The organism is Streptomyces montanisoli (assembly GCF_017813245.1).
GTDB classification, from domain to species: Bacteria; Actinomycetota; Actinomycetes; order Streptomycetales; family Streptomycetaceae; genus Streptomyces; species Streptomyces montanisoli.
The window spans coordinates 19,022-39,322 of record NZ_JAGIQL010000052.1 but is presented as its reverse complement, the minus strand read 5'-3'; the positions used below and the strand labels follow the sequence as shown (position 1 = coordinate 39,322).

General features: G+C 72.8%; 21 protein-coding genes and 2 pseudogenes. 10 read left to right on the top strand and 13 right to left on the bottom strand.

The window, feature by feature from the left end; translation table 11 throughout:
• Nucleotides 1-248, bottom strand: a pseudogene (locus JFN87_RS15175) (hypothetical protein); the annotation flags it as partial.
• Between the two features lie 94 nt (nucleotides 249-342).
• Between JFN87_RS15175 and JFN87_RS15170 the strand changes: the two are divergent.
• From JFN87_RS15170 to amaP, 5 genes are all read left to right on the top strand, one after another.
• Nucleotides 343-870: an Asp23/Gls24 family envelope stress response protein gene (locus JFN87_RS15170; protein ID WP_209340572.1), complete on the top strand. Its 528-nt coding sequence runs from the start codon at nucleotides 343-345 to the stop codon at nucleotides 868-870.
• Between the two features lie 57 nt (nucleotides 871-927).
• Entirely contained in the window at nucleotides 928-1,146 is a 219-nt protein-coding gene (locus JFN87_RS15165; RefSeq protein ID WP_209340571.1) for a hypothetical protein, read from the top strand.
• 7 nt (nucleotides 1,147-1,153) lie between these two features.
• Nucleotides 1,154-1,525, top strand: coding sequence for an Asp23/Gls24 family envelope stress response protein (locus JFN87_RS15160; protein ID WP_209340570.1), 372 nt, complete (start codon nucleotides 1,154-1,156; stop codon nucleotides 1,523-1,525).
• A complete protein-coding gene (locus JFN87_RS15155; RefSeq protein ID WP_209340569.1) occupies nucleotides 1,522-2,157 on the top strand; it encodes a DUF6286 domain-containing protein in 636 nt (211 codons plus the stop codon). Before JFN87_RS15160 ends, JFN87_RS15155 begins: the two co-directional genes overlap by 4 nt.
• A gap of 64 nt (nucleotides 2,158-2,221) precedes the next feature.
• Nucleotides 2,222-2,812, top strand: a complete 591-nt coding sequence (gene amaP / locus JFN87_RS15150) for an alkaline shock response membrane anchor protein AmaP (RefSeq protein ID WP_209340568.1) — start codon at nucleotides 2,222-2,224, stop codon at nucleotides 2,810-2,812.
• A gap of 31 nt (nucleotides 2,813-2,843) precedes the next feature.
• On the opposite strand, the gene JFN87_RS15145 is transcribed toward amaP, so the two are convergent.
• Together JFN87_RS15145 and JFN87_RS15140 are read right to left on the bottom strand one after the other, a co-directional pair.
• On the bottom strand, nucleotides 2,844-3,599 hold the full coding sequence (locus JFN87_RS15145) for an SDR family oxidoreductase (RefSeq protein ID WP_209340567.1): 756 nt from the start codon (nucleotides 3,597-3,599) through the stop codon (nucleotides 2,844-2,846).
• A 48-nt stretch (nucleotides 3,600-3,647) separates the two neighbouring features.
• Entirely contained in the window at nucleotides 3,648-4,736 is a 1,089-nt protein-coding gene (locus JFN87_RS15140; RefSeq protein WP_209340566.1) for a DEDDh family exonuclease, read from the bottom strand.
• A 103-nt stretch (nucleotides 4,737-4,839) separates the two neighbouring features.
• Here JFN87_RS15140 and JFN87_RS15135 point away from each other — a divergent pair, with 103 nt between their 5' ends.
• Nucleotides 4,840-5,559: a VIT1/CCC1 transporter family protein gene (locus JFN87_RS15135; protein WP_209340565.1), complete on the top strand. Its 720-nt coding sequence runs from the start codon at nucleotides 4,840-4,842 to the stop codon at nucleotides 5,557-5,559.
• A gap of 54 nt (nucleotides 5,560-5,613) precedes the next feature.
• Here JFN87_RS15135 and JFN87_RS15130 read toward each other — a convergent pair whose 3' ends face one another.
• Nucleotides 5,614-6,396: an SAM-dependent methyltransferase gene (locus JFN87_RS15130; RefSeq protein ID WP_209340564.1), complete on the bottom strand. Its 783-nt coding sequence runs from the start codon at nucleotides 6,394-6,396 to the stop codon at nucleotides 5,614-5,616.
• 279 nt (nucleotides 6,397-6,675) lie between these two features.
• Here JFN87_RS15130 and moaA point away from each other — a divergent pair, with 279 nt between their 5' ends.
• Nucleotides 6,676-7,665, top strand: a complete 990-nt coding sequence (gene moaA / locus JFN87_RS15125; RefSeq protein WP_307865460.1) for a GTP 3',8-cyclase MoaA — start codon at nucleotides 6,676-6,678, stop codon at nucleotides 7,663-7,665.
• A 4-nt stretch (nucleotides 7,666-7,669) separates the two neighbouring features.
• Here the strand turns inward: moaA and JFN87_RS15120 are convergent, their stop codons facing one another.
• Complete coding sequence (locus JFN87_RS15120; protein WP_209340562.1) at nucleotides 7,670-7,906, bottom strand: hypothetical protein; 237 nt, start codon at nucleotides 7,904-7,906, stop codon at nucleotides 7,670-7,672.
• A 237-nt stretch (nucleotides 7,907-8,143) separates the two neighbouring features.
• On the bottom strand, nucleotides 8,144-8,530 hold the full coding sequence (locus JFN87_RS15115) for a DUF3099 domain-containing protein (protein ID WP_209340576.1): 387 nt from the start codon (nucleotides 8,528-8,530) through the stop codon (nucleotides 8,144-8,146).
• A gap of 206 nt (nucleotides 8,531-8,736) precedes the next feature.
• On the opposite strand from JFN87_RS15115, the gene JFN87_RS15110 reads away from it, so the two are divergent.
• Nucleotides 8,737-9,015 carry a GlsB/YeaQ/YmgE family stress response membrane protein gene (locus JFN87_RS15110; protein ID WP_209340561.1) on the top strand — a complete coding sequence of 93 codons (279 nt, stop codon included), beginning with the start codon at nucleotides 8,737-8,739 and terminating at the stop codon, nucleotides 9,013-9,015.
• Between the two features lie 80 nt (nucleotides 9,016-9,095).
• Here the strand turns inward: JFN87_RS15110 and tyrS are convergent, their stop codons facing one another.
• The 4 genes from tyrS to JFN87_RS15090 form a co-directional block, all read right to left on the bottom strand.
• Nucleotides 9,096-10,361, bottom strand: coding sequence for a tyrosine--tRNA ligase (gene tyrS, locus JFN87_RS15105; protein ID WP_209340575.1), 1,266 nt, complete (start codon nucleotides 10,359-10,361; stop codon nucleotides 9,096-9,098).
• Nucleotides 10,362-10,440: 79 nt separating this feature from the next.
• Complete coding sequence (locus JFN87_RS15100) at nucleotides 10,441-11,844, bottom strand: metallopeptidase TldD-related protein (RefSeq protein WP_209340560.1); 1,404 nt, start codon at nucleotides 11,842-11,844, stop codon at nucleotides 10,441-10,443.
• 79 nt (nucleotides 11,845-11,923) lie between these two features.
• Complete coding sequence (locus tag JFN87_RS15095) at nucleotides 11,924-12,730, bottom strand: hypothetical protein (RefSeq protein WP_245179753.1); 807 nt, start codon at nucleotides 12,728-12,730, stop codon at nucleotides 11,924-11,926.
• Nucleotides 12,731-12,853: 123 nt separating this feature from the next.
• Nucleotides 12,854-14,380 (bottom strand): TldD/PmbA family protein, encoded by a 1,527-nt coding sequence (locus JFN87_RS15090; protein WP_209340559.1) that lies wholly within the window; start codon nucleotides 14,378-14,380, stop codon nucleotides 12,854-12,856.
• A gap of 226 nt (nucleotides 14,381-14,606) precedes the next feature.
• Here JFN87_RS15090 and fabG point away from each other — a divergent pair, with 226 nt between their 5' ends.
• A complete protein-coding gene (gene fabG / locus JFN87_RS15085; RefSeq protein WP_209340558.1) occupies nucleotides 14,607-15,326 on the top strand; it encodes a 3-oxoacyl-[acyl-carrier-protein] reductase in 720 nt (239 codons plus the stop codon).
• A gap of 4 nt (nucleotides 15,327-15,330) precedes the next feature.
• Nucleotides 15,331-16,104: an enoyl-ACP reductase FabI gene (fabI, locus tag JFN87_RS15080; protein WP_209340557.1), complete on the top strand. Its 774-nt coding sequence runs from the start codon at nucleotides 15,331-15,333 to the stop codon at nucleotides 16,102-16,104.
• A gap of 151 nt (nucleotides 16,105-16,255) precedes the next feature.
• Here fabI and JFN87_RS15075 read toward each other — a convergent pair.
• The 3 genes and pseudogenes from JFN87_RS15075 to JFN87_RS15065 all read right to left on the bottom strand — a co-directional run.
• A pseudogene (locus JFN87_RS15075) lies at nucleotides 16,256-17,815 on the bottom strand (GAF domain-containing protein); the annotation flags it as partial.
• A 129-nt stretch (nucleotides 17,816-17,944) separates the two neighbouring features.
• Complete coding sequence (locus JFN87_RS15070) at nucleotides 17,945-19,336, bottom strand: MFS transporter (protein WP_209340556.1); 1,392 nt, start codon at nucleotides 19,334-19,336, stop codon at nucleotides 17,945-17,947.
• Nucleotides 19,337-19,496: 160 nt separating this feature from the next.
• Nucleotides 19,497-20,276, bottom strand: coding sequence for a 3-hydroxybutyrate dehydrogenase (locus JFN87_RS15065; protein ID WP_209340555.1), 780 nt, complete (start codon nucleotides 20,274-20,276; stop codon nucleotides 19,497-19,499).
• Nucleotides 20,277-20,301: the final 25 nt, after the last annotated feature.

Genomic DNA, 20,301 nt, shown 5'->3' with positions numbered 1-20,301 from the left:
GCCGGGGCGTGCGTCCCGGCGGCGTCCACGAGGCCGACCCGGATCCGCCCGAGGCCGGCCTCCGCCCCCACCGCCGATCGCAGCGCCCCCACGGCCGCGCTCTCCGCGAGCCATGCGCCGTCCTCGGCGGCGCCGAGCGGCAGCAGCCTGCCGAGCCCCAGCCGCCGCCTGACCCCCGCCTGCCACCCCTCGGTGCCGCCCGTGCCGCCCGTGCCGCCCGTGCCGTGCGTGCTGTGCGCAGTCGTCATCGGCCCAGCCTGCCGCATACACAGCGCGCCATACGGCAAGCGCACCTAATGTGAGGGCGAGAGGGTGAAATCGCTCGGGAAGGGACGAATCGCTATGCCTGACACCACTCCACGTGACCAGTTCGGCTCGACCGGCTCCGGCGCCGGCTCCGGCGGCTCCGGCTCGTCACCGTCGTCCTCGCAGTCGTCCGGGTCCTCAGGGGCATCCGGAAAGCGCGGGCCGGGCGATCCCGCCTCCCGCGGCCGTACGAGCATCGCCGACGGTGTGGTCGAGAAGATCGCCGGGCTCGCGGCCCGCGACGTCGTCGGCGTGCACGCCATGGGCAGCGGGGCCTCGCGGGCCTTCGGCGCCATGCGCGAGCGCGTGCCCGGCGGCGGCAGCAAGTCGGTCACCAGGGGGGTCAAGGCCGAGGTCGGCGAGGTGCAGACCGCGCTGGACCTGGAGATCGTCGTCGACTACGGCGTCCCGATCGCCGATGTCGCGCGCGACGTACGGGAGAACGTCGTCAACGCCGTCGAGCGGATGACGGGACTCGAGGTCGTCGAGGTCAACATCGCCGTCAGTGACGTGAAGCTGCCGGACGAGGACGACGACGAGGACCAGGACTCGCGGCTCCAGTAGCGAGCGGCCGGTGAACGGCCCGCGAAACAACCACAGCGACAGGGAGCGGAGTACGTGATGAGCATGGCGGTGGCGGGCCTCGCGGCTGGCATGGCACTGGGGTTCGCCGGGTATTTCGGCGGCTTCGGCGCGTTCGTCGTGGTGGCCGTGCTCGGCGCGATCGGCTTCCTCGCCGGCCGGTTCGCCGACGGCGACATGGAGCCCGGCGACTTCTTCCGCAGCCGCGACGGCCGCGACGGCCGCGGCAGCAGCGACCGCGACGACCTGCGGCGGTGACGGCGCGGTGACGACGGTCCACACGGCGCCCGCGCCGCTCGACGTCGCGCCGGCGGAGCGCGGCTCGGTCACGATCGCCGACCGGGTCGTCGCGAAGATCGCGGCGCAGGCGGCGCGCGAGGCGCTCTTCCACGGCGTCCCGGAAGGCGGCGACGCACCGCACGCGGTGGTCAGTGTGCACAAGAACAACGCGCGCGTGCGCGTCGGCGTCGAACTCGACTACCCGTCCGACATCGGGGCGCAGTGCGGCGCGGTCCGCCGCCGCGTCGCGGAACGCGTGAACCGCCTGGCGGGAATGCGGGTCCCCGAGGTGGACGTCCGGGTCGAGCGGCTGCACTCGCCGCACTCGCGCGCCACGGCGGGCGGGGGGCCGCGATGAGCGGGGAGCATCCCACGGAGACGCTGCCGACCGTGCCCGGAGGCCATCGGGAGGACGGCGGCGCCCACCAGGGCGCCTACGAGCACCGGAGGGCGGGACGGTTCTGGTCGTCCCGGCGCGTCCCGGCGGCGATCGTCGCCGCGGTGGTGCTCGGCGTCTCGGGCCTCTTCCTGTACGACGTGGTCTCGGTGCGTGCGGGCGGTGCTGAGATGTACTGGCGCCGGTGGCTCACGCGTGCCCTGGAGGGGCAGCACCTCGACGGCGTCTGGGTCATGGCCGGCTCCGCCGCGGCGATGGCCGTGGGCCTGTGGCTGATCTGGCTGGCCGCCACGCCAGGCCTGCGCGCGGTGCTGCCGATGCGCCGCCACGTGCCCGGCGTGCGCGCGGGCCTCGACAGGGACGCGGCCGCGCTGGTGCTGCGCGACAGGGCCATGGAGGTGTCCGGCGTGCAGTCCGTGCGGGTGCGGACGAAGCGGCACAAGGTCAAGGCACGTGCACGGTCGCACTTCCGCCCGCTGGACGACGTGCGCTCCGACCTGAGGGCGGCACTCGCCGACGGCGTCCGCGACCTCGGAGTGGCCAAGGCCCCCTCGGTCGCGGTCCGGGTACGCAGGCCGAAGAAGAAGGACTGAGGGGCGAAGAAGGACCGATGGGCGGAGAAGGACGGGTGGGCGACGAAGGGATGGGTGACGGCGCATGTTCCGGCTGCTGCGGCTCGTGAACCGGCTGCTGCTCGGCCTGGCAGGTCTTGTGCTGCTCTGCGCGGGCGGCGTGGTGCTGGCGGTCGGCACGAAGCTGTCCGTGCCGACCTGGTGGCCCTACAGCGGCCCGCACGACGTCCTGCTCAGCCGCGACGACCTCCACCGCTGGGGCGGCGAGGGCTGGTGGTGGCCCGTGGTGATCGCGGGCCTCGCGGTCCTCTTCGTCCTCGGCCTGTGGTGGCTGCTGTCCCAGCTGCGCCGGGCCCGGCTGTCCGAGGTGCTGGTGGACAGCGGTGACGGTGAGGGCGCCCGGGTACGCGGGCGCGCGCTGGAGGAGATGCTGGAGCGTGAGACCGAGGCGCACGAAGGCGTGGCACGCGCGCGTGCGCGGCTGACGGGACGCAGGCGGCGGGCGCCCGCCGCGCGGATGCGGGTGCTGCTCGAACCGCACGCGTCGCCCGAGCGTACGGTCGCGCGGGTGGCGGACGAGGCGCTCGCGCACGCGCGCGACTCGGCGGGTCTCGACGCGCTGCCCGCCGAGATCCGCCTCCGCGCGGCGCGGCACGGCGCGGAACGCGTCCGCTGACGTGCCGTGAGGCGCGACGCGCGACGGGGCGTCAGAAGCTCCGCCGGGCGCCGCCGTCCACCGGGACCATCATGCCCGTCAGGTACGACGCGGCGGGCGACAGCAGGAACGCCGCCACCCTGCCGAACTCCTCCGGCGTCCCGTACCGGCCCAGCGGGATGCGCGACGCCTGCGCCGCGCGCGTCGCCTCCGCGTCGCCGCTCAGCGCGTCCAGCTCCCGCACCCGGTCCGTGTCGATCCGCGAGGGCAGCAGGCCCACCACCCGGATCCCGCGCGGCCCGACCTCGTTCGCCAGCGACTTGGCGAACCCGGCGAGCCCCGGCCTGAGTCCGTTGGAGATCGTGAGGCCCGGGACGGGCTCGTAGACGGAGCTGGACAGGACGAAACCGATCACGCCGCCCTCGCCGAGCTCCTCCGCCGCGGTGCGCGCCATGCGCACCGCCCCGAGGAAGACCGACTCGAACGACGCCTGCCACTGCTCGTCGGTGTTGTCCGCGGCCGAACCGGGCGGCGGGCCGCCCACGCTGATGAGCACCCCGTCGAACCCGCCGAGCCGTTCCTTCGCGGCATGCACCAGCCGCTGTGCTGTCGCCGGGTCGGCGTTGTCCGCCGCGACACCCAGCGCGCCGGCACCCAGCTCCGCCGCGGCCTCCGCGACGCCCTTGCCGTCCCGGCCGGAGACGACCACCTTCGCGCCGTCGGCCGCGAGCGCCTGCGCCGCGGCCCTGCCGAGCCCTCGCGTGCCGCCCGTGACGACGTACACGCGGTCCTTCAGTCCCAGATCCATGACGACATCGTTACCACGCGCGCGGGCGGCCCGTGACGGCGCGCCCGCTCACTCCGACGGCGCGGGCTCCCAGAGCGTCATCTCGCGCGGCGCCGCCTCGGCGGCAGGGGCCGGCGCGGGCGGCGGTACGGCGGCGACCGGCCGCGGCGCAGCGGGCGCGGGTTCGACGGACTGCAGCAACTGGCAGAACGCGGCCTCGTCCACCACGGGCGTGCCGTGCGCAGCGGCCTTGACGACCTTCGACGTGGCCGCCCCCGGGTCGTTGGTGACGAGCAGGCTCGTGAGCCGAGAGACGCTCGACGCCACGTGCAGCCCGGCCTCCACGGCACGGTCCTCGAGCAACTCCCGGTCGACGGACGTGTCACCGGAGAACGCCACGCGCATGCCCTGCGCCAGTGCCCCTCCCGCCTCGTACCGCCCCGGGTTGGGGAAGGGGCACGGCGGCCGCTTGCGCGAGGGCCGCCAACTGCCGGGCCCGTAGGCGTGGCCCGCGGCCTGGCCCGTGGGGCGGTAACCGACGCGCGGGCGCGACGGGCTCTGCGCCCACTCCGTCAGCGGGCGGCACTCGAGCAGCGGCAGGCGCACCCCGTCGCGGGCCGCCGCGTGCAGGCTCGGCCGGAACGCCTCGGCCAGCACGCGCGCGTCGTCGAGCGCGTGGTGCGCGTGGCGCTGGACGACGCCGAAGTGCGCGGCGAGCGACTCCAGTTTGTGGTTGGGCAGCGGGAGCCCCAGCTCCTTGGAGAGCGCGATGGTGCACAGCCGCTGCCGGGTGGGCGCGGTGAGCTCGGCACGCGCGTACTCCCTGGCGATCATCGACCAGTCGAAGACCGCGTTGTGCGCGACGAGCACGCGCCCGTCGAGTCGGGCCGCGAACTCCACGGCCACGTCGCGGAAGAGCGGCGCGGACTCCAGCACATCACTCGTCAGGCCGTGTATCCAGACGGGTCCCGGATCGCGCTCCGGGTTGACGAGCGTGTACCAGTGGTCCTCCACCTCGCCGAGCGCGTCGAGGCGGTAGACAGCGGCGGAGATGATCCGGTCGTCCCGTGCGAGGCCGGTGGTCTCCACGTCGACGACCGCGTAACCCCTCGGGTACGCGGCCGGCCATGGCGCTGCTGTCGTGCGGTCGTCGAGCATGGTCACAGAGGATACGGGCCCGGACTGACAGCCCGGAGGCCGCCCGCCGGGCGCACCGCGCCCGGTGCGCCGCGACGGGCCCGCCGAATGAGACGCTCCCGCAGTGACGAACACGAAGGCGGCGCACGACGAGCCGCACGGTGCGGGGTTGAGCTCGCGGCTCAACTGGTTGCGGGCCGCGGTGCTCGGCGCCAACGACGGCATCGTCTCGACGGCCGGCCTCGTGGTGGGCGTCGCCGGCGCGACCCCGCAGCGCGCGGCGCTGCTGACGGCGGGCCTCGCGGGACTGCTCGCGGGATCCATGTCGATGGCGGCGGGGGAGTACGTGTCGGTCTCCACGCAGCGCGACTCGCAGAAGGCCGCACTTGCGGTCGAGCGTCGCGAACTGCGCGAGCAGCCCGAGGAGGAACTCGCCGAGCTCACGGGGCTGCTGAGGGAGCGCGGGCTGTCCGACGACGTGGCGCGCGAGGCGGCCGAGCAGCTCACCAGGCGCGACGCGCTCAGGGCGCACGCGAGCGAGGAACTCGGCATCGACCCCGACGTGCTCACCGACCCGTGGCACGCGGCCGGCGCGAGCTTCCTGGCCTTCACCGCGGGCGCGCTGCTGCCGCTGCTCGCCGTCGTACTGCCGCCGCAGGGGTGGCGACTCGTCGTGACGGTGCTGTCGGTGCTCGCCACGCTGGCCCTGACGGGCTGGGGCAGCGCACGCCTCGGCGCCGCACCGGTCGGCAGGTCCCTGCTGCGCAACGTGGGAGGGGGCGCGGTCGCCATGGCCGTCACGTACGCGGCGGGGTCGCTGCTGGGCGCCGCGGGGGTGGGCTGACCGCGCGCGCGTTCAGGCTCGGCGCACGCGCGTTCAGGCTTGGCGCACGCGCGTTCAGGGTTTGCGGGCGACGCCCACGTAGACGGCGCTCTGCTCGGGCTCCGGCGCCGCAGCGTCGTCGCCGTCCTGGTGCCACTCCGGCGCCGTCACGACGCCCGGCGCCACGAGGTCGAGCCCGTCGAAGAACCGCGCCACCTCCTCGCGCGTGCGGGACTGCGAGGAGATGCGGCTCGCGTACGTACTGGCCAACTCGGCGGTCGAGTCGGGGAAGCGCTCCAGGCTCGCGTGGGACAGGATCAGCCTGCTGCCGGACGGCAGAGCCGCCACGAGCGTCCCGACGATGCCGTACGGGTCCTCCGCGTCGACGACGAAGTGCAGCAGCGCGATGAGCGACAGCGCGACGGGCTGCTGGAAGTCGAGGAACGAACGGGCGTGGTCGAGGATCCCGTCCGGCTCGCGCACATCGGCCTGGATGTAGTCCGTCGCTCCCTCGGGCGCGCTCACGAGCAGCGCCTCGGCATGCCTGAGGACGATCGGGTCGTAGTCGGCGTAGACGACGCGGGCTCTCGCGTCGACGCCCTGCGCGATCTGGTGCAGGTTGGGCTCGGTCGGTATCCCGGTACCGATGTCGAGGAACTGCCGGATCCCCGAGCGCGCGGCCTGCGCGACGGCGCGCCGCATGAAGGCCCTGTTCTGCCGCGCGGCGGTGCGCAGGAACGCGGGAAGCCGCTCGCCGAGCTCCTGGTCCACCGGGTAGTGGTCCTTGCCGCCCAGCATGTAGTCGTACACGCGCGCGGGATGGGGCCTGCTGGTGTCGATCCTGGTCTGGGGCGGCATGCTCGCATCTCCGGGGGCGGCGGCGGTCGCTGACGGTCGTGCCGGACGCAGTGTGTCACACCAAGTGCCCCACGGGCAGGGAGTGTTGCCCGCGCCTGTGCGTACCGGCGCCGGCCGGCCGCGCCCACGCCCTCTGTCCTGCTCGCAGCGGGCGCCCGCTGTGCGTCGTAGGGTCCTACGACGCGGCGGACGCGCCCCTCATACCAATCTGCCCCCACCCGCTGTCAGCACTCTGACGTAGGCTCGAAGGGCCGGAACAGCGATATGGGAGGCCCCACTGTGCTCGTCGACACGTATGGGCGGGTCGCGACCGACCTGCGGGTCTCGCTCACGGACCGGTGCAACCTGCGGTGCACGTACTGCATGCCGGAGGAAGGCCTGCAGTGGCTGGCCAAGCCCGACCTGCTCACCGACGACGAGATCGTGCGCCTCGTCGATGTCGCGGTGTCGCGTCTGGGGATCGAGGAGGTCCGCTTCACGGGCGGTGAGCCGCTGCTCAGGCCCGGTCTCGTCTCCGTCGTGGAGCGCTGCGCCGCGCTCACCGCGCGGCCGAGGATGTCGCTGACGACCAACGGCATCGGGCTGAAGCGGACGGCGCACGCGCTGAAGGCCGCGGGCCTCGACCGGGTCAACGTCTCGCTCGACACGCTGCGGCCCGACGTCTTCAAGACCCTCACGCGCCGTGACCGGCACGCGGACGTCCTCGCCGGCCTCGAAGCGGCCCACGACGCCGGGCTCACGCCCGTCAAGATCAACACGGTGCTGATGCCGGGGCTCAACGACGACGAGGCGCCCGACCTGCTCGCCTGGGCCGTCGAGCGCGGCTACGAGCTGCGGTTCATCGAGCAGATGCCGCTCGACGCGCAGCACGGCTGGAAGCGCGAGGGCATGATCACCGCGGGTGACATCCTCGCCTCGCTCCGCACGCGCTTCACCCTGACGCCCGAGGACGAGAGCGCGCGCGGCGCCGCGCCCGCCGAGCGCTGGATCGTGGACGGCGGCCCGCACCGCGTCGGCGTCATCGGGTCCGTGACCCGTCCGTTCTGCGCGGCCTGCGACCGTACGCGCCTCACGGCCGACGGCCAGATCCGCACGTGCCTGTTCGCCACCGAGGAGACCGACCTGCGTGCCGCGCTGCGCTCCGGGGCGGGCGACGAGGAGATCGCGAGGATCTGGAAGCTCGCGATGTGGGGCAAGAAGGCGGGCTCGGGCCTCGACGACCCGTCGTTCCTCCAGCCGTCCCGGCCCATGTCCGCGATCGGCGGCTGACGGGTCAGGAGGCGTCCCCCCGCTGCCGCGCCTCCCACTCCGCCGTCGTCACGACGTCCTTGAGGAACCCCCGCACGCCGAGGAACGAGGACAGGTGCTCCCGGTGCTCGTCGCACGCGAGCCACGTCTTGCGCCGCTCAGGCGTGTGCAGCTTCGGGTTGTTCCAGGCGAGGACCCAGACGGCGGGAGCCGTGCAGCCCTTCGCTGAACAGACGAGTGCGGGAAGGTCTGCGGAAGTCACTCCGCCAGCCTAGCGAGGCGGGTTCCGTGCCGGACCTGCGGGGAAAGACAGACCTGCGGGGAAAGACAAACGACGCCGAGCAGCCACGGGGGGAGCTGCCCGGCGTCGGTCCGTCGCTCCGACGGGGGATGCGGAGCGCCTTCCAAGTATGTCACGCGGTGTTGCTCCCCCGGAGTCGAACCCCACGATTGGTGCGAGTACTTGCCCGGGCCGCGCGCACAAGCCGCGGCGGCGCGCTCACCGGCGTCCGGCGGCCCGATCGTCCGGCGCCCCGGCGTCCCCCGCGGGAGGGGCGTCCTCACCCGCGGTCGGCGCCGGCGTCGCCGAGCCGTCGGTGATCATCGGGCGTGTCGGCATCGACACGAAGGTCGACGGCAGATTCGTGGCGTTCTCCCGGCCGCCGTTCGCGATCACCACGGCCACATAGGGCAGCAGCAGCCCGACGATCAGCGTGACGAACGCGATCGGCCGCTCCACGTTCCACAGGACCACCGTGAGGATCACCGCGACCGTGCGGATGCCCATCGAGATGACGTACCGCCGCTGCCTTGCCCTGACGTCCTCCTGGAGGCCCGCACGGGCGCCGGTGATCCGGAAAACCCCGTTGTCGTTGCGCTTCCGCATCACAGTCATCACCCGATTCATGGTCGGACCCGCCCCGGTCCTGACACCTTCACGGTACGCCGCGATGTCCCGCTCATCGACAGGGGGGAGCCCCCATTCACCTGGAAAATTCCCGCACGTACGGCCCGCCCGGCGTGCGGGCCACCCGCGGCCGCAGCACACTGGCTCTGCGATGCGCGGCCCCCGCGCCGCGCGAGGAGGAGTCCATGCACTGGTTGTGGGTCATCGTCGTGGGTCTGGTACTCGGCCTGATCGCCAAGGCGATCATCCCGGGCAAGCAGCGCATCCCGCTGTGGCTCACCGTCGTCTTCGGCATCCTGGGCAGCATCCTCGGCAACGCGGCCGCCGGCTGGCTCGGGGTCGCCGACACCCGCGGGGTCGACTGGACGCGCCACGCGCTGCAACTGGCGGGCGCCATCCTGATCGTCTTCGTGGGGGACATGCTCTGGGCATCCGTACGGGGCAGGCGACGCGAGCGGGTCTGACCGCCCCGCGCCCGCCCGCGTCCGCCCGCTCCCGTCTGCCCGTACCCAGAGGGCGCCCCGGTGCCCTCCCGGAGGCGCTGTCAGGCGCCGGTGACCTCGACGGCGGCCAGGTTCCTCTTGCCCCTGCGCAGCACCAGCCACCGTCCGTGCAGCAGATCGGCGGCGTCCACACCCGCGTCGGCGTCGGCGGCCTTCGCGTTGTTCACGTAGGCGCCGCCCTCCTTGACCGTCCGGCGTGCGGCCGACTTGCTCGGCGCGAGACCGGTCTCGGTGAACAGGTCCGCGATCGTCGCTGCCGCCGTGACCCGCGCCGACGGCAGCTCGGCCAGCGCGGCCCGCAGCGTCGCCTCGTCAAGCTCCGCCAGGTCGCCCTGGCCGAACAGCGCCTTCGACGCGGCGATCACGGCGGCGCACTGATCGGCGCCGTGCACCAGCGTCGTCAGCTCCTCCGCGAGCGCGCGCTGCGCCGCGCGCGCCTGGGGACGCTCACGCGTCTGCTCCTCCAGCTCCTCCAGCTCCTCACGCGACCTGAAGCTGAAGATCCGCGCGAAGCGCGAGATGTCCCGGTCGTCCGTGTTGAGCCAGAACTGGTAGAAGGCGTACGGCGAGTACATCTCCGGGTCGAGCCAGATGGCGCCGCCCTCGGTCTTGCCGAACTTCGTGCCGTCCGCCTTGGTCAGCAGCGGCGTCGCCAGGGCGTGCACGGACTCGCCCTCGACGCGGTGGATCAGGTCGATCCCGGCCGTGAGGTTGCCCCACTGGTCGCTGCCGCCGGTCTGCATCGTGCAGCCGTACTGCTGGTACAGCTTCAGGAAGTCCATGCCCTGGAGGATCTGGTAGCTGAACTCCGTGTAGCTGATGCCCTGGTCGGAGTTGAGGCGGCGGGACACCGCCTCCTTGGAGATCATCTTGTTGACCCGGAAGTACTTGCCGACGTCCCGCAGGAACTCGATCGCGGACAGCCCGGACGTCCAGTCGAGGTTGTTCACCACGATCGCCGCGTTCGGCCCCTCGAACGCGAAGTACGGCTGGAGCTGCCGCCTGAACCGGTCGACCCAGTCGGCGACGACCTCGGGCGCGTTCAGCGTGCGCTCCGACGTCGGCTTCGGGTCGCCGATCAGCCCCGTCGCGCCGCCTACGAGCGCCAGCGGGCGGTGGCCCGCCCGCTGGAGGCGGCTGACCGTGAGGATCTGCACGAGGTTGCCGATGTGCATGCTCGGCGCGGTCGGGTCGAAGCCGCAATAGACCGTGACGGGACCGTCCGCGAACGCCTTGCGCAGTGCGTCCTCGTCAGTGGACACGGCGAGGAGGCCGCGCCACTGCAGGTCGTCGACGATGTCCGTCACGGTGCTCATGTCTCCTCTTGAAGGGGATCAAAGCCCCCGGGAAGGTCCGGAGGCTCGCATCCGATTCTAGACGGCCGCCTCACACGCCCTTGCTGACCGAGCTCATGTTGAAGTCGGGCACGCGCAGCGGCGGCATCGCGGCCCGGGTGAACCAGTCGCCCCACTCGCGCGGCAGCGTCCGCTCCGTACGCCCGGCCTCCGTGACGCGGGAGAGCAGGCCGACCGGCGACTCGTTGAAGCGGAAGTTGTTGACCTCGCCGACGACCTCGCCGCCTTCCACGAGGTAGACGCCGTCCCTGGTCAGCCCGGTGAGCAGCAGCGTCGCGGGGTCGACCTCGCGGATGTACCACAGCGACGTGAGCAGCAGACCGCGCTCCGTGGACGCCACCATCTCGTCGAGGGAGCGCTCGCCCACGCCCTCGCCCAGGCCGTCGAGCACGAGGTTCCCGATGGGCGGCGCCACCGGCAGGCCCGTCAGGCCGGCGCTGTGGCGCGTGGTGACGAGCCGGTCGAGCCTGCCGTCCCTGATCCAGTTCGTGGCCGTCAGCGGCAGGCCGTTGTCGAACACCGACACGTCGTCGCCCGACGCGTGGGCGACGACGAACGGCGCGCACTCGAGGCCGGGCTCGTCGGGGTCGCTGCGCAGCGAGAGCGGCAGGCCGGTCAGCCGCTCGCCGACGCGCGTGCCGCCGCCGGGCCTGGAGAAGACCGTGCGGCCCTCCGCCGCGTCACGCGCCGCCGACGACCACAGCTGGTAGATCAGCAGGTCGGCCACGGCGGTCGGCGGCAGCAGCGTCTCGTACCGGCCGGCCGGCAGCTCCACCTTGCGTTCGGCCCAGGCGAGGCGGCGTGCCAGCTCCTCGTCGACGGCGAGCGGGTCGATGTCCGTGAAGTCCCTGGTCGGCCGGCCGGCCCAGGCGGAGCGCGTACCGCCGTGGGACTTGGCGTTCATCTCGAGCGTGCCGCTCGGCTGGTCGTGGCGCAGCCGCACGCCCGTGGACGTGCCGAGGTAGGTCGACGTGAGCTCGTGGTTCGCGAAGCCGTGCAGCTCGCGGCCCTGCGCGCGTGCGCGGGCGAAGGACTCGCCGAGGCGCGGCGCGAAGGCGTCGAAGACGGCGGACGTGGTCAGGACCGGGGCGCCCGCGAAGTCGTCGGACGCCTCGTCCCCGCCGATCAGGGGGCCGGCGTCGTCGGCGGGCGCCGCGCCGCGTGCCGCCGCCTCGGCCGCCCGTACGAGCGGTTCCAGATCGCCGGCGGTGACGGCGGAGCGCGAGACGACGCCCGAGGCGGCGCCCTGCGCGCCGTCGACCGTGGCGATGACGGTCAGGGACCTGCCGCGGGTGACCCCGTTGGTGGTGAGCGCGTTGCCCGCCCAGCGGAGGTTGGCCGACGAGTGCTCCTCGGCGATCACGACGCACCCGTCGGACGTGGCCAGGGCGAGGGCGCGTTCCACGATCTCGTGCGGTTTGCTGACAGCGCTCATCGCCCGGCCTCCTGCGTCGTGTGCGGACTGTGGACTCTACGTGGCACAGCGGCGGTACCGGGAGGCCGCCGGACCGGAATCACGAATAGGCGGGGAACGCCGTGGTGTTGGCGAACGTCGCGTAGCCCTCCGCGTAGTGCCTGCGGTGCCTGCCCGGCTGGTTGTCGTCGCCCGCGTGACTGTGGCTGTGGCTTTCGTGGACGACCTCCGGCTCCATGCCGAGCTTGCCCTCCTCGGCGAGCGTCTGGGTGCGCAGGAGCAGCGACCGCAGATCGAGGCCGAGTTCGGCGGCGACGGTGTGCAGGTCCAGGTTGGATCTCCAGCTCCAGACCAGGACGGAGTCCATGCTCGGCGACCACGACACCGTGTTCTCCGTGTCGAACTCGTGGGCGGCCTGCGCTGTTTGTGCCGCCGGCGTCGGGAGCAGGGTCTCCCTGCGCTGGTGCGGCAGCGGGGAGGGCGACTGTGCCTCCGGCTCCGCGGCGGGTTCCTGGGGCTGCGCCGCGCCGCCCTGGCCCAGCGCGAGCGCCAGCGGCGCGGTCGTCTCCTGCGCGTGCTGCGCGTGCTGCGGCGCCGCGGCCGCGGGCACTTCCGCGCCGTCCCGGTTCGCCGGCTGCGGTGGGCGCGTGAGCAGTTCCTGGGCCACGTCACGCGCGTCCGTCTTGCCGACGGTCCGGCGTGCGAGGCGCACCTCGCGCTCGCCGAGGCCCATCAGGTTCGCGACCGTCCCGTCGTCACCGACCGTGATGGCGAAGGCGGCGAGCGTCCGGCTGCGCTCGACCTGCCGCTCGTCCAGGACGGCCTGCGCCTGGCGTACTTGTTCGTCACAGGCGCAGAACGCCTCGGCGAGCACGGCGTTGCGGTCCCAGTAATCGCGTGGCTCCATAAGGGCACTAACGGGGCCAAGTCGCCCTCAGTGACCCATGCGCCGAAATGCAACTCGAAGAGACCAATAGTGCACATCTCCGATGATAGGGAACGAGCGTCGCGCCCCCTGGGGAGGCCGCTGTCACTGACTCCCGCCCTCCTCGGCCGTGTTGAGGATGTTCACGTCCCTGAACAGGGCGGAGGGGCAGCCGTGCGAGACGGAGGCGACCTGGCCCGGCTGGGCCTTGCCGCAGTTGAACGCGCCGCCCAGCACATACGTGCGCGGCCCGCCGACCGCCTCCATGGACCCCCAGAAGTCGGTCGTCGTGGCCTGGTAGGCGACGTCGCGCAGCTGGCCCGCCAGTCTGCCGTGCTCGATGCGGTAGAAGCGCTGCCCGGTGAACTGGAAGTTGTAGCGCTGCATGTCGATCGACCATGACCGGTCGCCCACCACGTAGATGCCGTCCTCCACGCCGGCGATCAGGTCCTGCGCCGACACGTCGGCGGCGTCCGGCCGCAGCGAGACGTTGGCCATGCGCTGCACCGGGACGTGGCCGGGGGAGTCGGCGTACGCGCAGCCGTTGGACCGCTCGAAGCCGGTCAGGCGCGCGATCCTGCGGTCCAGCTGGTAGCCGACGAGCGTCCCGTCCCTGACGAGGTCCCACGATTGCGCCTCGACGCCCTCGTCGTCGTACCCGATCGTGGCGAGACCGTGTTCGGCCGTCCTGTCGCCCGTCACGTGCATCACGGGCGAGCCGTACGCCAGCGAGCCCAGCTTGTCGAACGTCGCGAACGACGTGCCCGCGTACGCCGCCTCGTAGCCGAGCGCGCGGTCGAGTTCCGTCGCGTGACCGATCGACTCGTGGATCGTCAGCCACAGGTTGGACGGGTCGACCACCAGGTCGTAGCGGCCGGCCCTGACGCTCGGCGCCCGCATCTTCTCCGCGAGCAGCCCGGGGATGCGCTCCAGCTCGCCGTCCCAGTCCCAGCCGGTGCCCCGCAGGTACTCCCAGCCGCGCCCCACCGGCGGCGCGAGCGTGCGCATCGAGTCGAACCCGCCGCTCTCGGCGTCGACGGCGACGGCCGTCAGCGCGGGATGTAGCCTGACGCGCTGCTGCGTCGTGACCGTGCCCGCCGTGTCCGCGTAAAACTTGTTCTCGTGGACCGTCATCAGCGACGCGTCCACGTGCGCGACGCCGTCCGCGCGCAGCAGCCGGGCCGACCACTCCGCGAGCAGCCCGCTCTTCTCCTCGGCGGGCACCTCGAAGGGATCGATCTCGTACGACGAGACCCACGTGCGCTCGGCGTGCGCCGGCTCGTCCGCGAGCTCGACCCGCTCGTCGGAACCGGCCGCCGCGATCACCCGCGCGGACAGCCTCGCCATGGACACCGCCTGCGACGCCACGCGCGCCGCCGCGTCCGGCGACAGGTCGACGCCCGAGGCGAAACCCCAGGCCCCGCCGTGCACCACCCGCACCGCGTACCCCAGGTCGGTCGTGTCGGAGGAGCCCGACGGTCTCGCGTCGCGCAGCCGCCAGGACGCGTAGCGCACGCGCTCGAAGCGGAAATCGGCGTGCTCCGCCCCGAGCGAGCGCGCACGGGCGAGCGCCGCGTCCGCCAGCGCACGCAGCGGCAGTTCAAGGAACGACTGGTCTACCTCGTGGTGCACAGCGGCCACTCCCCGGTTCCGGCACGGCATCGTATATGCGGCAGTCAACATCGTGCATCCGGCAGTGAACCACGAGCCACCGACAGCGCGCCCGGGCCCGAACGGGCCGGAACTGTAGGTTCCCGACAGAGAGGGTCTTCCGGCCCTGTCGGGGGGCGATCTCCGGCGGCGGCCCGCCAACCGATAGATTTCCCGGGTATCCGCACCGCTAGTGAAAGGTGGACCGTTGAACCGCTCGGTTCTCGTCACCGGAGGAAACCGAGGCATCGGGGCCGCCATCGCGCGCGCCTTTGCCGCCGGTGGCGACAAGGTCGCCATCACATGCCGTTCGGGCGAGCCGCCCGAGGAGCTCACCTCGCTGGGCGTGCTGCCCGTGCGCTGCGACATCACGGACGCGGAGCAGGTGGAGCAGGCCTACAAGGAGATCGAGGAGAAGCACGGCCCCGTCGAGGTGCTGGTGGCCAACGCCGGCATCACCAAGGACCAGCTCCTGATGCGCATGTCCGAGGAGGACTTCACGTCCGTACTCGACACCAACCTCACCGGCGCCTTCCGCGTGGTCAAGCGCGCCAACCGCGGCATGCTGCGCGCCAAGAAGGGCCGCGTCGTGCTGATCTCGTCCGTCGTCGGCCTGATGGGCAACCCGGGCCAGGCCAACTACGCCGCCTCCAAGGCCGGCCTCGTGGGCTTCGCGCGCTCCCTCTCGCGGGAGCTCGGCTCCCGCAACATCACCTTCAACGTCGTGGCGCCCGGGTTCGTGGAATCCGACATGACCGCCGTGCTCGGCGACGAGCAGCGTGAGTCGGTCCTCGGGCAGGTGCCGCTGAAGCGTTTCGGACGCGCCGAGGAGATCGCCGCCACCGTGCGCTTCCTCGCGTCCGACGACGCCTCGTACATCACTGGAGCCGTCATCCCCGTTGACGGCGGATTGGGCATGGGTCACTGATCACATGAGTGGAATCCTCGCCGGCAAGCGCATCCTCGTGACCGGTGTCCTCACCGAGGCGTCCATCGCCTTCCAGGCCGCCAAGATCGCCCAGGAAGAGGGGGCGGAGGTCATCCTCACCGGCTTCGGCCGCCTCTCCCTCGTGGAGCGCATCTCCCGCCGGCTGCCCAAGCCCGCGCCCGTCATCGAGCTGGACGTCACCAACCAGGAGCACCTGGACGGCCTGGAGGGCCGGGTGCGCGAGCACCTCGGCGAGGACGCGAGCCTCGACGGTGTCGTGCACTCGATCGCCTTCGGCCCGCAGGGGGTCTTCAACTTCCTGGAGGCCGGGTGGGACGACGTCGCAACGGCCGTGCACGTCTCCGCGTACTCGCTGAAGTCCCTCACCATGGCCTGCCTGCCGCTCATGGAGCAGCGCGGCGGCTCGGTCGTCGGCCTCACCTTCGACGCCCAGGTCGCGTGGCCCAAGTACGACTGGATGGGCGTCGCCAAGGCCGCGCTCGAGTCGACGAGCCGCTATGTCGCCCGTGACCTCGGCGCCAAGAACATCCGGTGCAACCTGATCTCCGCGGGCCCCCTCGGCTCGATGGCGGCCAAGTCCATCCCGGGCTTCGGCGAGCTGGCGGACGTCTGGAACGACCGCGCCCCCATCGGCTGGGAGCTGAGCGACCCGGAGCCCGCGGGCCGCGGCATCGTCGCGCTGCTCTCGGACTTCTTCCCCCGCACGACGGGCGAGATCGTGCACGTCGACGGCGGCGTGCACATGATGGGCGCCTGACCGCAGCGGGCCTCCGCGGCGCCGCGTCCCTCACGGGGCGTGACCGTTCGAGTCGAGAAGCCCGGCACCTCCCCGCAGACTGGCCCCGACGGATCCTTCCGCTCGGGGGTGGGCAGGAGGTGTCGGGCTTCATGCGTGTCTCCCACCGCGGGGCGGCGTCCCTGGCCGCCGCCCCGGCCGCCGGGCCGGACTGCTCCGCCCCGCCGCCCTCGGCGCTGCCCGGCGCGGTCCGCTCGTCACCCGGACCGCAGGACAGCAGCAGCACCAGGGCGCCGCGGTGCTCGGCACCGACGCTGCCCGGCCTGCCGCCGAAGAGGTAGGGAACGGCCGCGGCGCTGAGGCGCTCCCGTGCCCCGTCCGCCGTCTGCGCCACGAGCACCAGCAGCGGCCGCTCCAGGTCGACGCCGAGGCGGCGCCCCCGCTCGCACAGCCCGGCCGGATCGCGTTCCGGGAACTCGAGCAGGTCCGCGACCAGCTCGCCGCGCACCCGGTTCTCGGTCTCCGCGACGGTGCGCCGCAGCAGCAGGAGCAGCCCCGTCACCACACCGGCCCGCTCGAACAGCCGCCGGTCGGCGTCCTGCAATCGGCGGCGGCCGTACAGCACGATGACGGCGAGCATCTCCTGACCTGCGAGTACCGCGCACACCCAACGGCCACCGCGGTGCACGGCCCGCGCCGTGGCGCGCGACTCGTCCGCCGACGCGGCCAGCCACGCCGCGTCGACGCTGTCCGCGGCGAACGCGTCACCGTCCTGGCGCACCGCGGCGAGCAGCGCGCCGCCCGGGTCGTGCATGGTGATCGGACCGTCGAGCAGCGCGGCGACCGCGGCCGCGACGTCCCGCACGTCCCCACCGCGCAGCACGAGATCGGTGAGGCGGTCGTGGGCCTCCTCGGCGCGCTGCAGCGCGGCGGAGTGCTCCCGCACCACCTCGTTGGCCGCCGCCAGTTCCCGATTGGCGGCGGCCAGGTCCTCGAGCGCCTGCCGGGTGTCGGCGAGCGCGCCCGCCGTGTCGATGGCGATCGCCGCGTGCGCGGCGAGCGAGGACAGCAGCGCCACCTCGTCCTGGCCGAACGGGCGCGGCGCGCGGTCGGCGGCGAAGAGCACCCCGATGACCTTGCCCGCGCCGCCCCGCCGGGAGCCCAGCAGCAGCGGGACGCCCAGGATGCCCACGAGGCCCTCGTCGACCACACCGGCGTCGATGGTGCGGGTGTGGTGGAAGCGCTCGTCGGTGCGGTAGTCGGGGGTGGCGTACGGGCTCGCCGTCTGCGCGACGAGCCCGCCGAGGCCCTCGCCGAGCTCCAGGCGCAGGTTCTGGAAGACCGGCGAGACGGAACCGTCCGTCACCCGCATGTAGGTGTCGCCCGCCTCCTCGTCCGGCAGTGTCAGGTACGCGGTGTCGGTGCCCAGCAGCATCCTGGCCCGGCGCACGATGGCCTTCAGCACGGCGTCGAGGTCCGTGGAGGCGGCCAGATCGCCGGCGGTGTCGAACAGGGCGGCCAGCTCCTGCTCCCTGCGCCGGTGCTGGCGCAGGGAGCCCCTGACACGCAGGGCCGTCCCGGTGGCACGCTCGATCTCGAGGAGGTCGGCCGCGCCCACCCCCGCGCTGCGGGCGGCGGCCGGGACGGCGCTCAGCGCGTCGGCGGGCGCGTCGGTGGCCAGCAGGTCGAGCAGGCGCCTCAGGTGCGGCGCGGCGGAGGGGACTTCCGGCATGGCGGCTCATCGGGGTGCGTGACGGATGGGACGGGGACGTCCCGGCGCGTTCCCGCCGGGACGAGAGCCCGGCAAGCCTAACGGCCCGGCCGTGGCGGCCCGGTGCCGTGCGCGAGCGGACGGCCGGCCTCAGCCGGCCGAAGCCGTCCGCTCGCCCGCCGCCCTGACGCCGGCCGCGGAAGGCCCGCCGCCGTCCTCCCCGATGGCCGTGAGGTCGCGGCCCCGGGTCTCCCGCGCCGCGATGACCGCGATGACCGTCACGACCGCCGCGATGCTGACGTACAGGGCGATCGGCTGCGCGCTGCCGTAGGCCCCGAGCAGCGCGGTGGCGATGAGCGGTGCGGGCGCACCGGCCACCACCGACGAGAGCTGCGCCCCGATGGAGGCGCCCGAGTAGCGCATGCGGGTCGCGAACAGCTCGGAGAAGAAGGCCGCTTGAGGCGCGTACATGGCGCTGTGGAAGAACAGGCCGACGGTCACGGCGACCGCCAGCACGGGGAAGGACCTTGTGTCGGCCAGGGCGAAGAACGCCCACGCCCAGGCGCCCACCCCGACAGCGCCGAACAGGTACACCGGCTTGCGGCCCAGCCGGTCGGAGGCCGCCCCGAACAGCGGGATCAGGCAGAACTGGACGGCGGAGCCGATCAGGACGGCGTTCAGGGCCGTCTGCTCGTCGAGCTTCAGATGGTCCACGCAGTAGGCCAGGATGAAGGCGGTCAGGATGTAGTAGGAGATGTTCTCCGCGATCCGCGCGCCCATCGCGACGACGATGTCCCGCCAGTGCCGGCGCACGACGGAGACCACCGGCAGCCGATCGGCTCCCTCCTTCTCCTTGCGCGCCTCGGCCTTGGCGAGCGCCTCCTTGAACACCGGTGACTCGTCCACACTCAGGCGCACCCACAGGCCGATGCCCACCAGCACGGACGAGGCGAGGAACGACACCCGCCAGCCCCACGCCTCGAAGGACGACGGGCTCAGGACGCCGGTGAGCAGCGACAGCACACCGACGGCGAGCAGATTGCCCGCGGGTGCGCCGCCCTGCGGCCAGGACGCCCAGAACCCGCGGCGCCTGATGTCGCCGTGCTCGGAGACCAGGAGAACGGCTCCGCCCCACTCGCCGCCCAGCGCGAAGCCCTGGATGAGGCGCAGCACGGTCAGCAGGACGGGCGCGGCCACGCCGATGGTGTGGTAACCGGGCACGCAGCCGATGAGGACGCTGGATCCGCCCATCATCATGAGGCTGACCACGAGCAGCTTCTTGCGGCCGATGCGGTCCCCGAAGTGGCCGAACACCATGGCACCGAGAGGACGTGCCGCGAAGCCGATGGCGTAGGTCAGGAAGGAGAGCAGGGTCCCGGTGAGCGGGTCGGAGCCGGGGAAGAACACCTTGCCGAAGACCAGGGCGGCGGCTGAGCCGTAGAGAAAGTAGTCGTACCACTCGATGGTGGTGCCGACGAGGGACGCGGCGACGACGCGTGTCAGTCTGGCGGTGGCTGGTGGAGCGGACGGCGAGGCGGCCATGGGTCACTACTTCCGGCTGGACGATGGGTCGTTGGATGTCGCCACACGGTAGGAAGCGGCCGATCGGCCACCCATGTGGCGGTGCACCACAATCGGTGCGGCGGGGGAGTGGCGCGCCACCATGCGGCGCGGCGGGATGCGCGGTACGGGCCGCGCCGCGTCAGTGGGCGGTCCAGCCGCCGTCGATCGCGAGGCTGGTCCCGGTGATGTACGAGGTGTCGGGCCCGCACAGCCACAGGACGGCGCGGGCGACCTCCTCCGGCTCGATGAGGCGCTTGACCGCGGTGTGTTCGAGCATGACCCGCCCGATCACCTCGCCCTCGGACAGGCCGTGCGCGCGGGCCTGGTCGGCGATCTGCCGCTCGACCAGGGGCGTGCGCACGTAGGCGGGGTTGACGCAGTTGCTGGTGACGCCGTGCGGGGCCCCTTCCAGGGCGACCACCTTGCTGAGCCCCTCCAGGGCGTGTTTCGCGGTCACGTAGGCCGACTTGTAGAGGCTGGCGCGCAGCCCGTGCACGGACGAGACGTTCACGACCCGCCCCCAGCCACGCTCGTACATCCCCGGCAGTGTGCGGTGCAGAATGCGGAACGGCGCCTCGACCATGATCCGCTGCATGAGCGCGAACCGATCGGGCGGGAACTCGTGGACGGCGTCGATGTGCTGGATCCCCGCGTTGTTGACCACGATGTCCACGTCGGCCGGAAGCGAGTCCACGGCGCGTGCGTCGGACAGGTCGACGACGTGTGCGCTGCCACCGACGGCGGCCGCGGCCTTCCCCGCCTCATCGGCGCTGATGTCGACGACGTGCACGTGGCTGCCCGCCGCCGCGAGGGCGAGCGCACAGGCCAGCCCGATCCCGCTCGCCGCCCCGGTGACCAGGGCCGTCCTGCCGGTCAGGTACCTGTCCGGTCGTGCTACCGGATCTTGCATGCTGTCCATGACCGCCACCGTAGGAAGGCGCGGG

What these genes read in the sequence shown, in the direction of transcription:
- JFN87_RS15170 (WP_209340572.1), top strand. Translation starts at nt 343, where the DNA reads ATGCCTGACACCACTCCACGTGACCAGTTCGGCTCGACCGGCTCCGGC.
- JFN87_RS15165 (WP_209340571.1), top strand. Translation starts at nt 928, where the DNA reads ATGAGCATGGCGGTGGCGGGCCTCGCGGCTGGCATGGCACTGGGGTTC.
- JFN87_RS15155 (WP_209340569.1), top strand. Translation starts at nt 1,522, where the DNA reads ATGAGCGGGGAGCATCCCACGGAGACGCTGCCGACCGTGCCCGGAGGC.
- amaP (WP_209340568.1), top strand. Translation starts at nt 2,222, where the DNA reads ATGTTCCGGCTGCTGCGGCTCGTGAACCGGCTGCTGCTCGGCCTGGCA.
- JFN87_RS15145 (WP_209340567.1), bottom strand. Translation starts at nt 3,599, where the DNA reads ATGGATCTGGGACTGAAGGACCGCGTGTACGTCGTCACGGGCGGCACG.
- JFN87_RS15140 (WP_209340566.1), bottom strand. Translation starts at nt 4,736, where the DNA reads ATGCTCGACGACCGCACGACAGCAGCGCCATGGCCGGCCGCGTACCCG.
- JFN87_RS15130 (WP_209340564.1), bottom strand. Translation starts at nt 6,396, where the DNA reads ATGCCGCCCCAGACCAGGATCGACACCAGCAGGCCCCATCCCGCGCGC.
- JFN87_RS15115 (WP_209340576.1), bottom strand. Translation starts at nt 8,530, where the DNA reads ATGCGGAAGCGCAACGACAACGGGGTTTTCCGGATCACCGGCGCCCGT.
- JFN87_RS15110 (WP_209340561.1), top strand. Translation starts at nt 8,737, where the DNA reads ATGCACTGGTTGTGGGTCATCGTCGTGGGTCTGGTACTCGGCCTGATC.
- JFN87_RS15100 (WP_209340560.1), bottom strand. Translation starts at nt 11,844, where the DNA reads ATGAGCGCTGTCAGCAAACCGCACGAGATCGTGGAACGCGCCCTCGCC.
- JFN87_RS15095 (WP_245179753.1), bottom strand. Translation starts at nt 12,730, where the DNA reads ATGGAGCCACGCGATTACTGGGACCGCAACGCCGTGCTCGCCGAGGCG.
- fabI (WP_209340557.1), top strand. Translation starts at nt 15,331, where the DNA reads ATGAGTGGAATCCTCGCCGGCAAGCGCATCCTCGTGACCGGTGTCCTC.
- JFN87_RS15070 (WP_209340556.1), bottom strand. Translation starts at nt 19,336, where the DNA reads ATGGCCGCCTCGCCGTCCGCTCCACCAGCCACCGCCAGACTGACACGC.
- JFN87_RS15065 (WP_209340555.1), bottom strand. Translation starts at nt 20,276, where the DNA reads ATGGACAGCATGCAAGATCCGGTAGCACGACCGGACAGGTACCTGACC.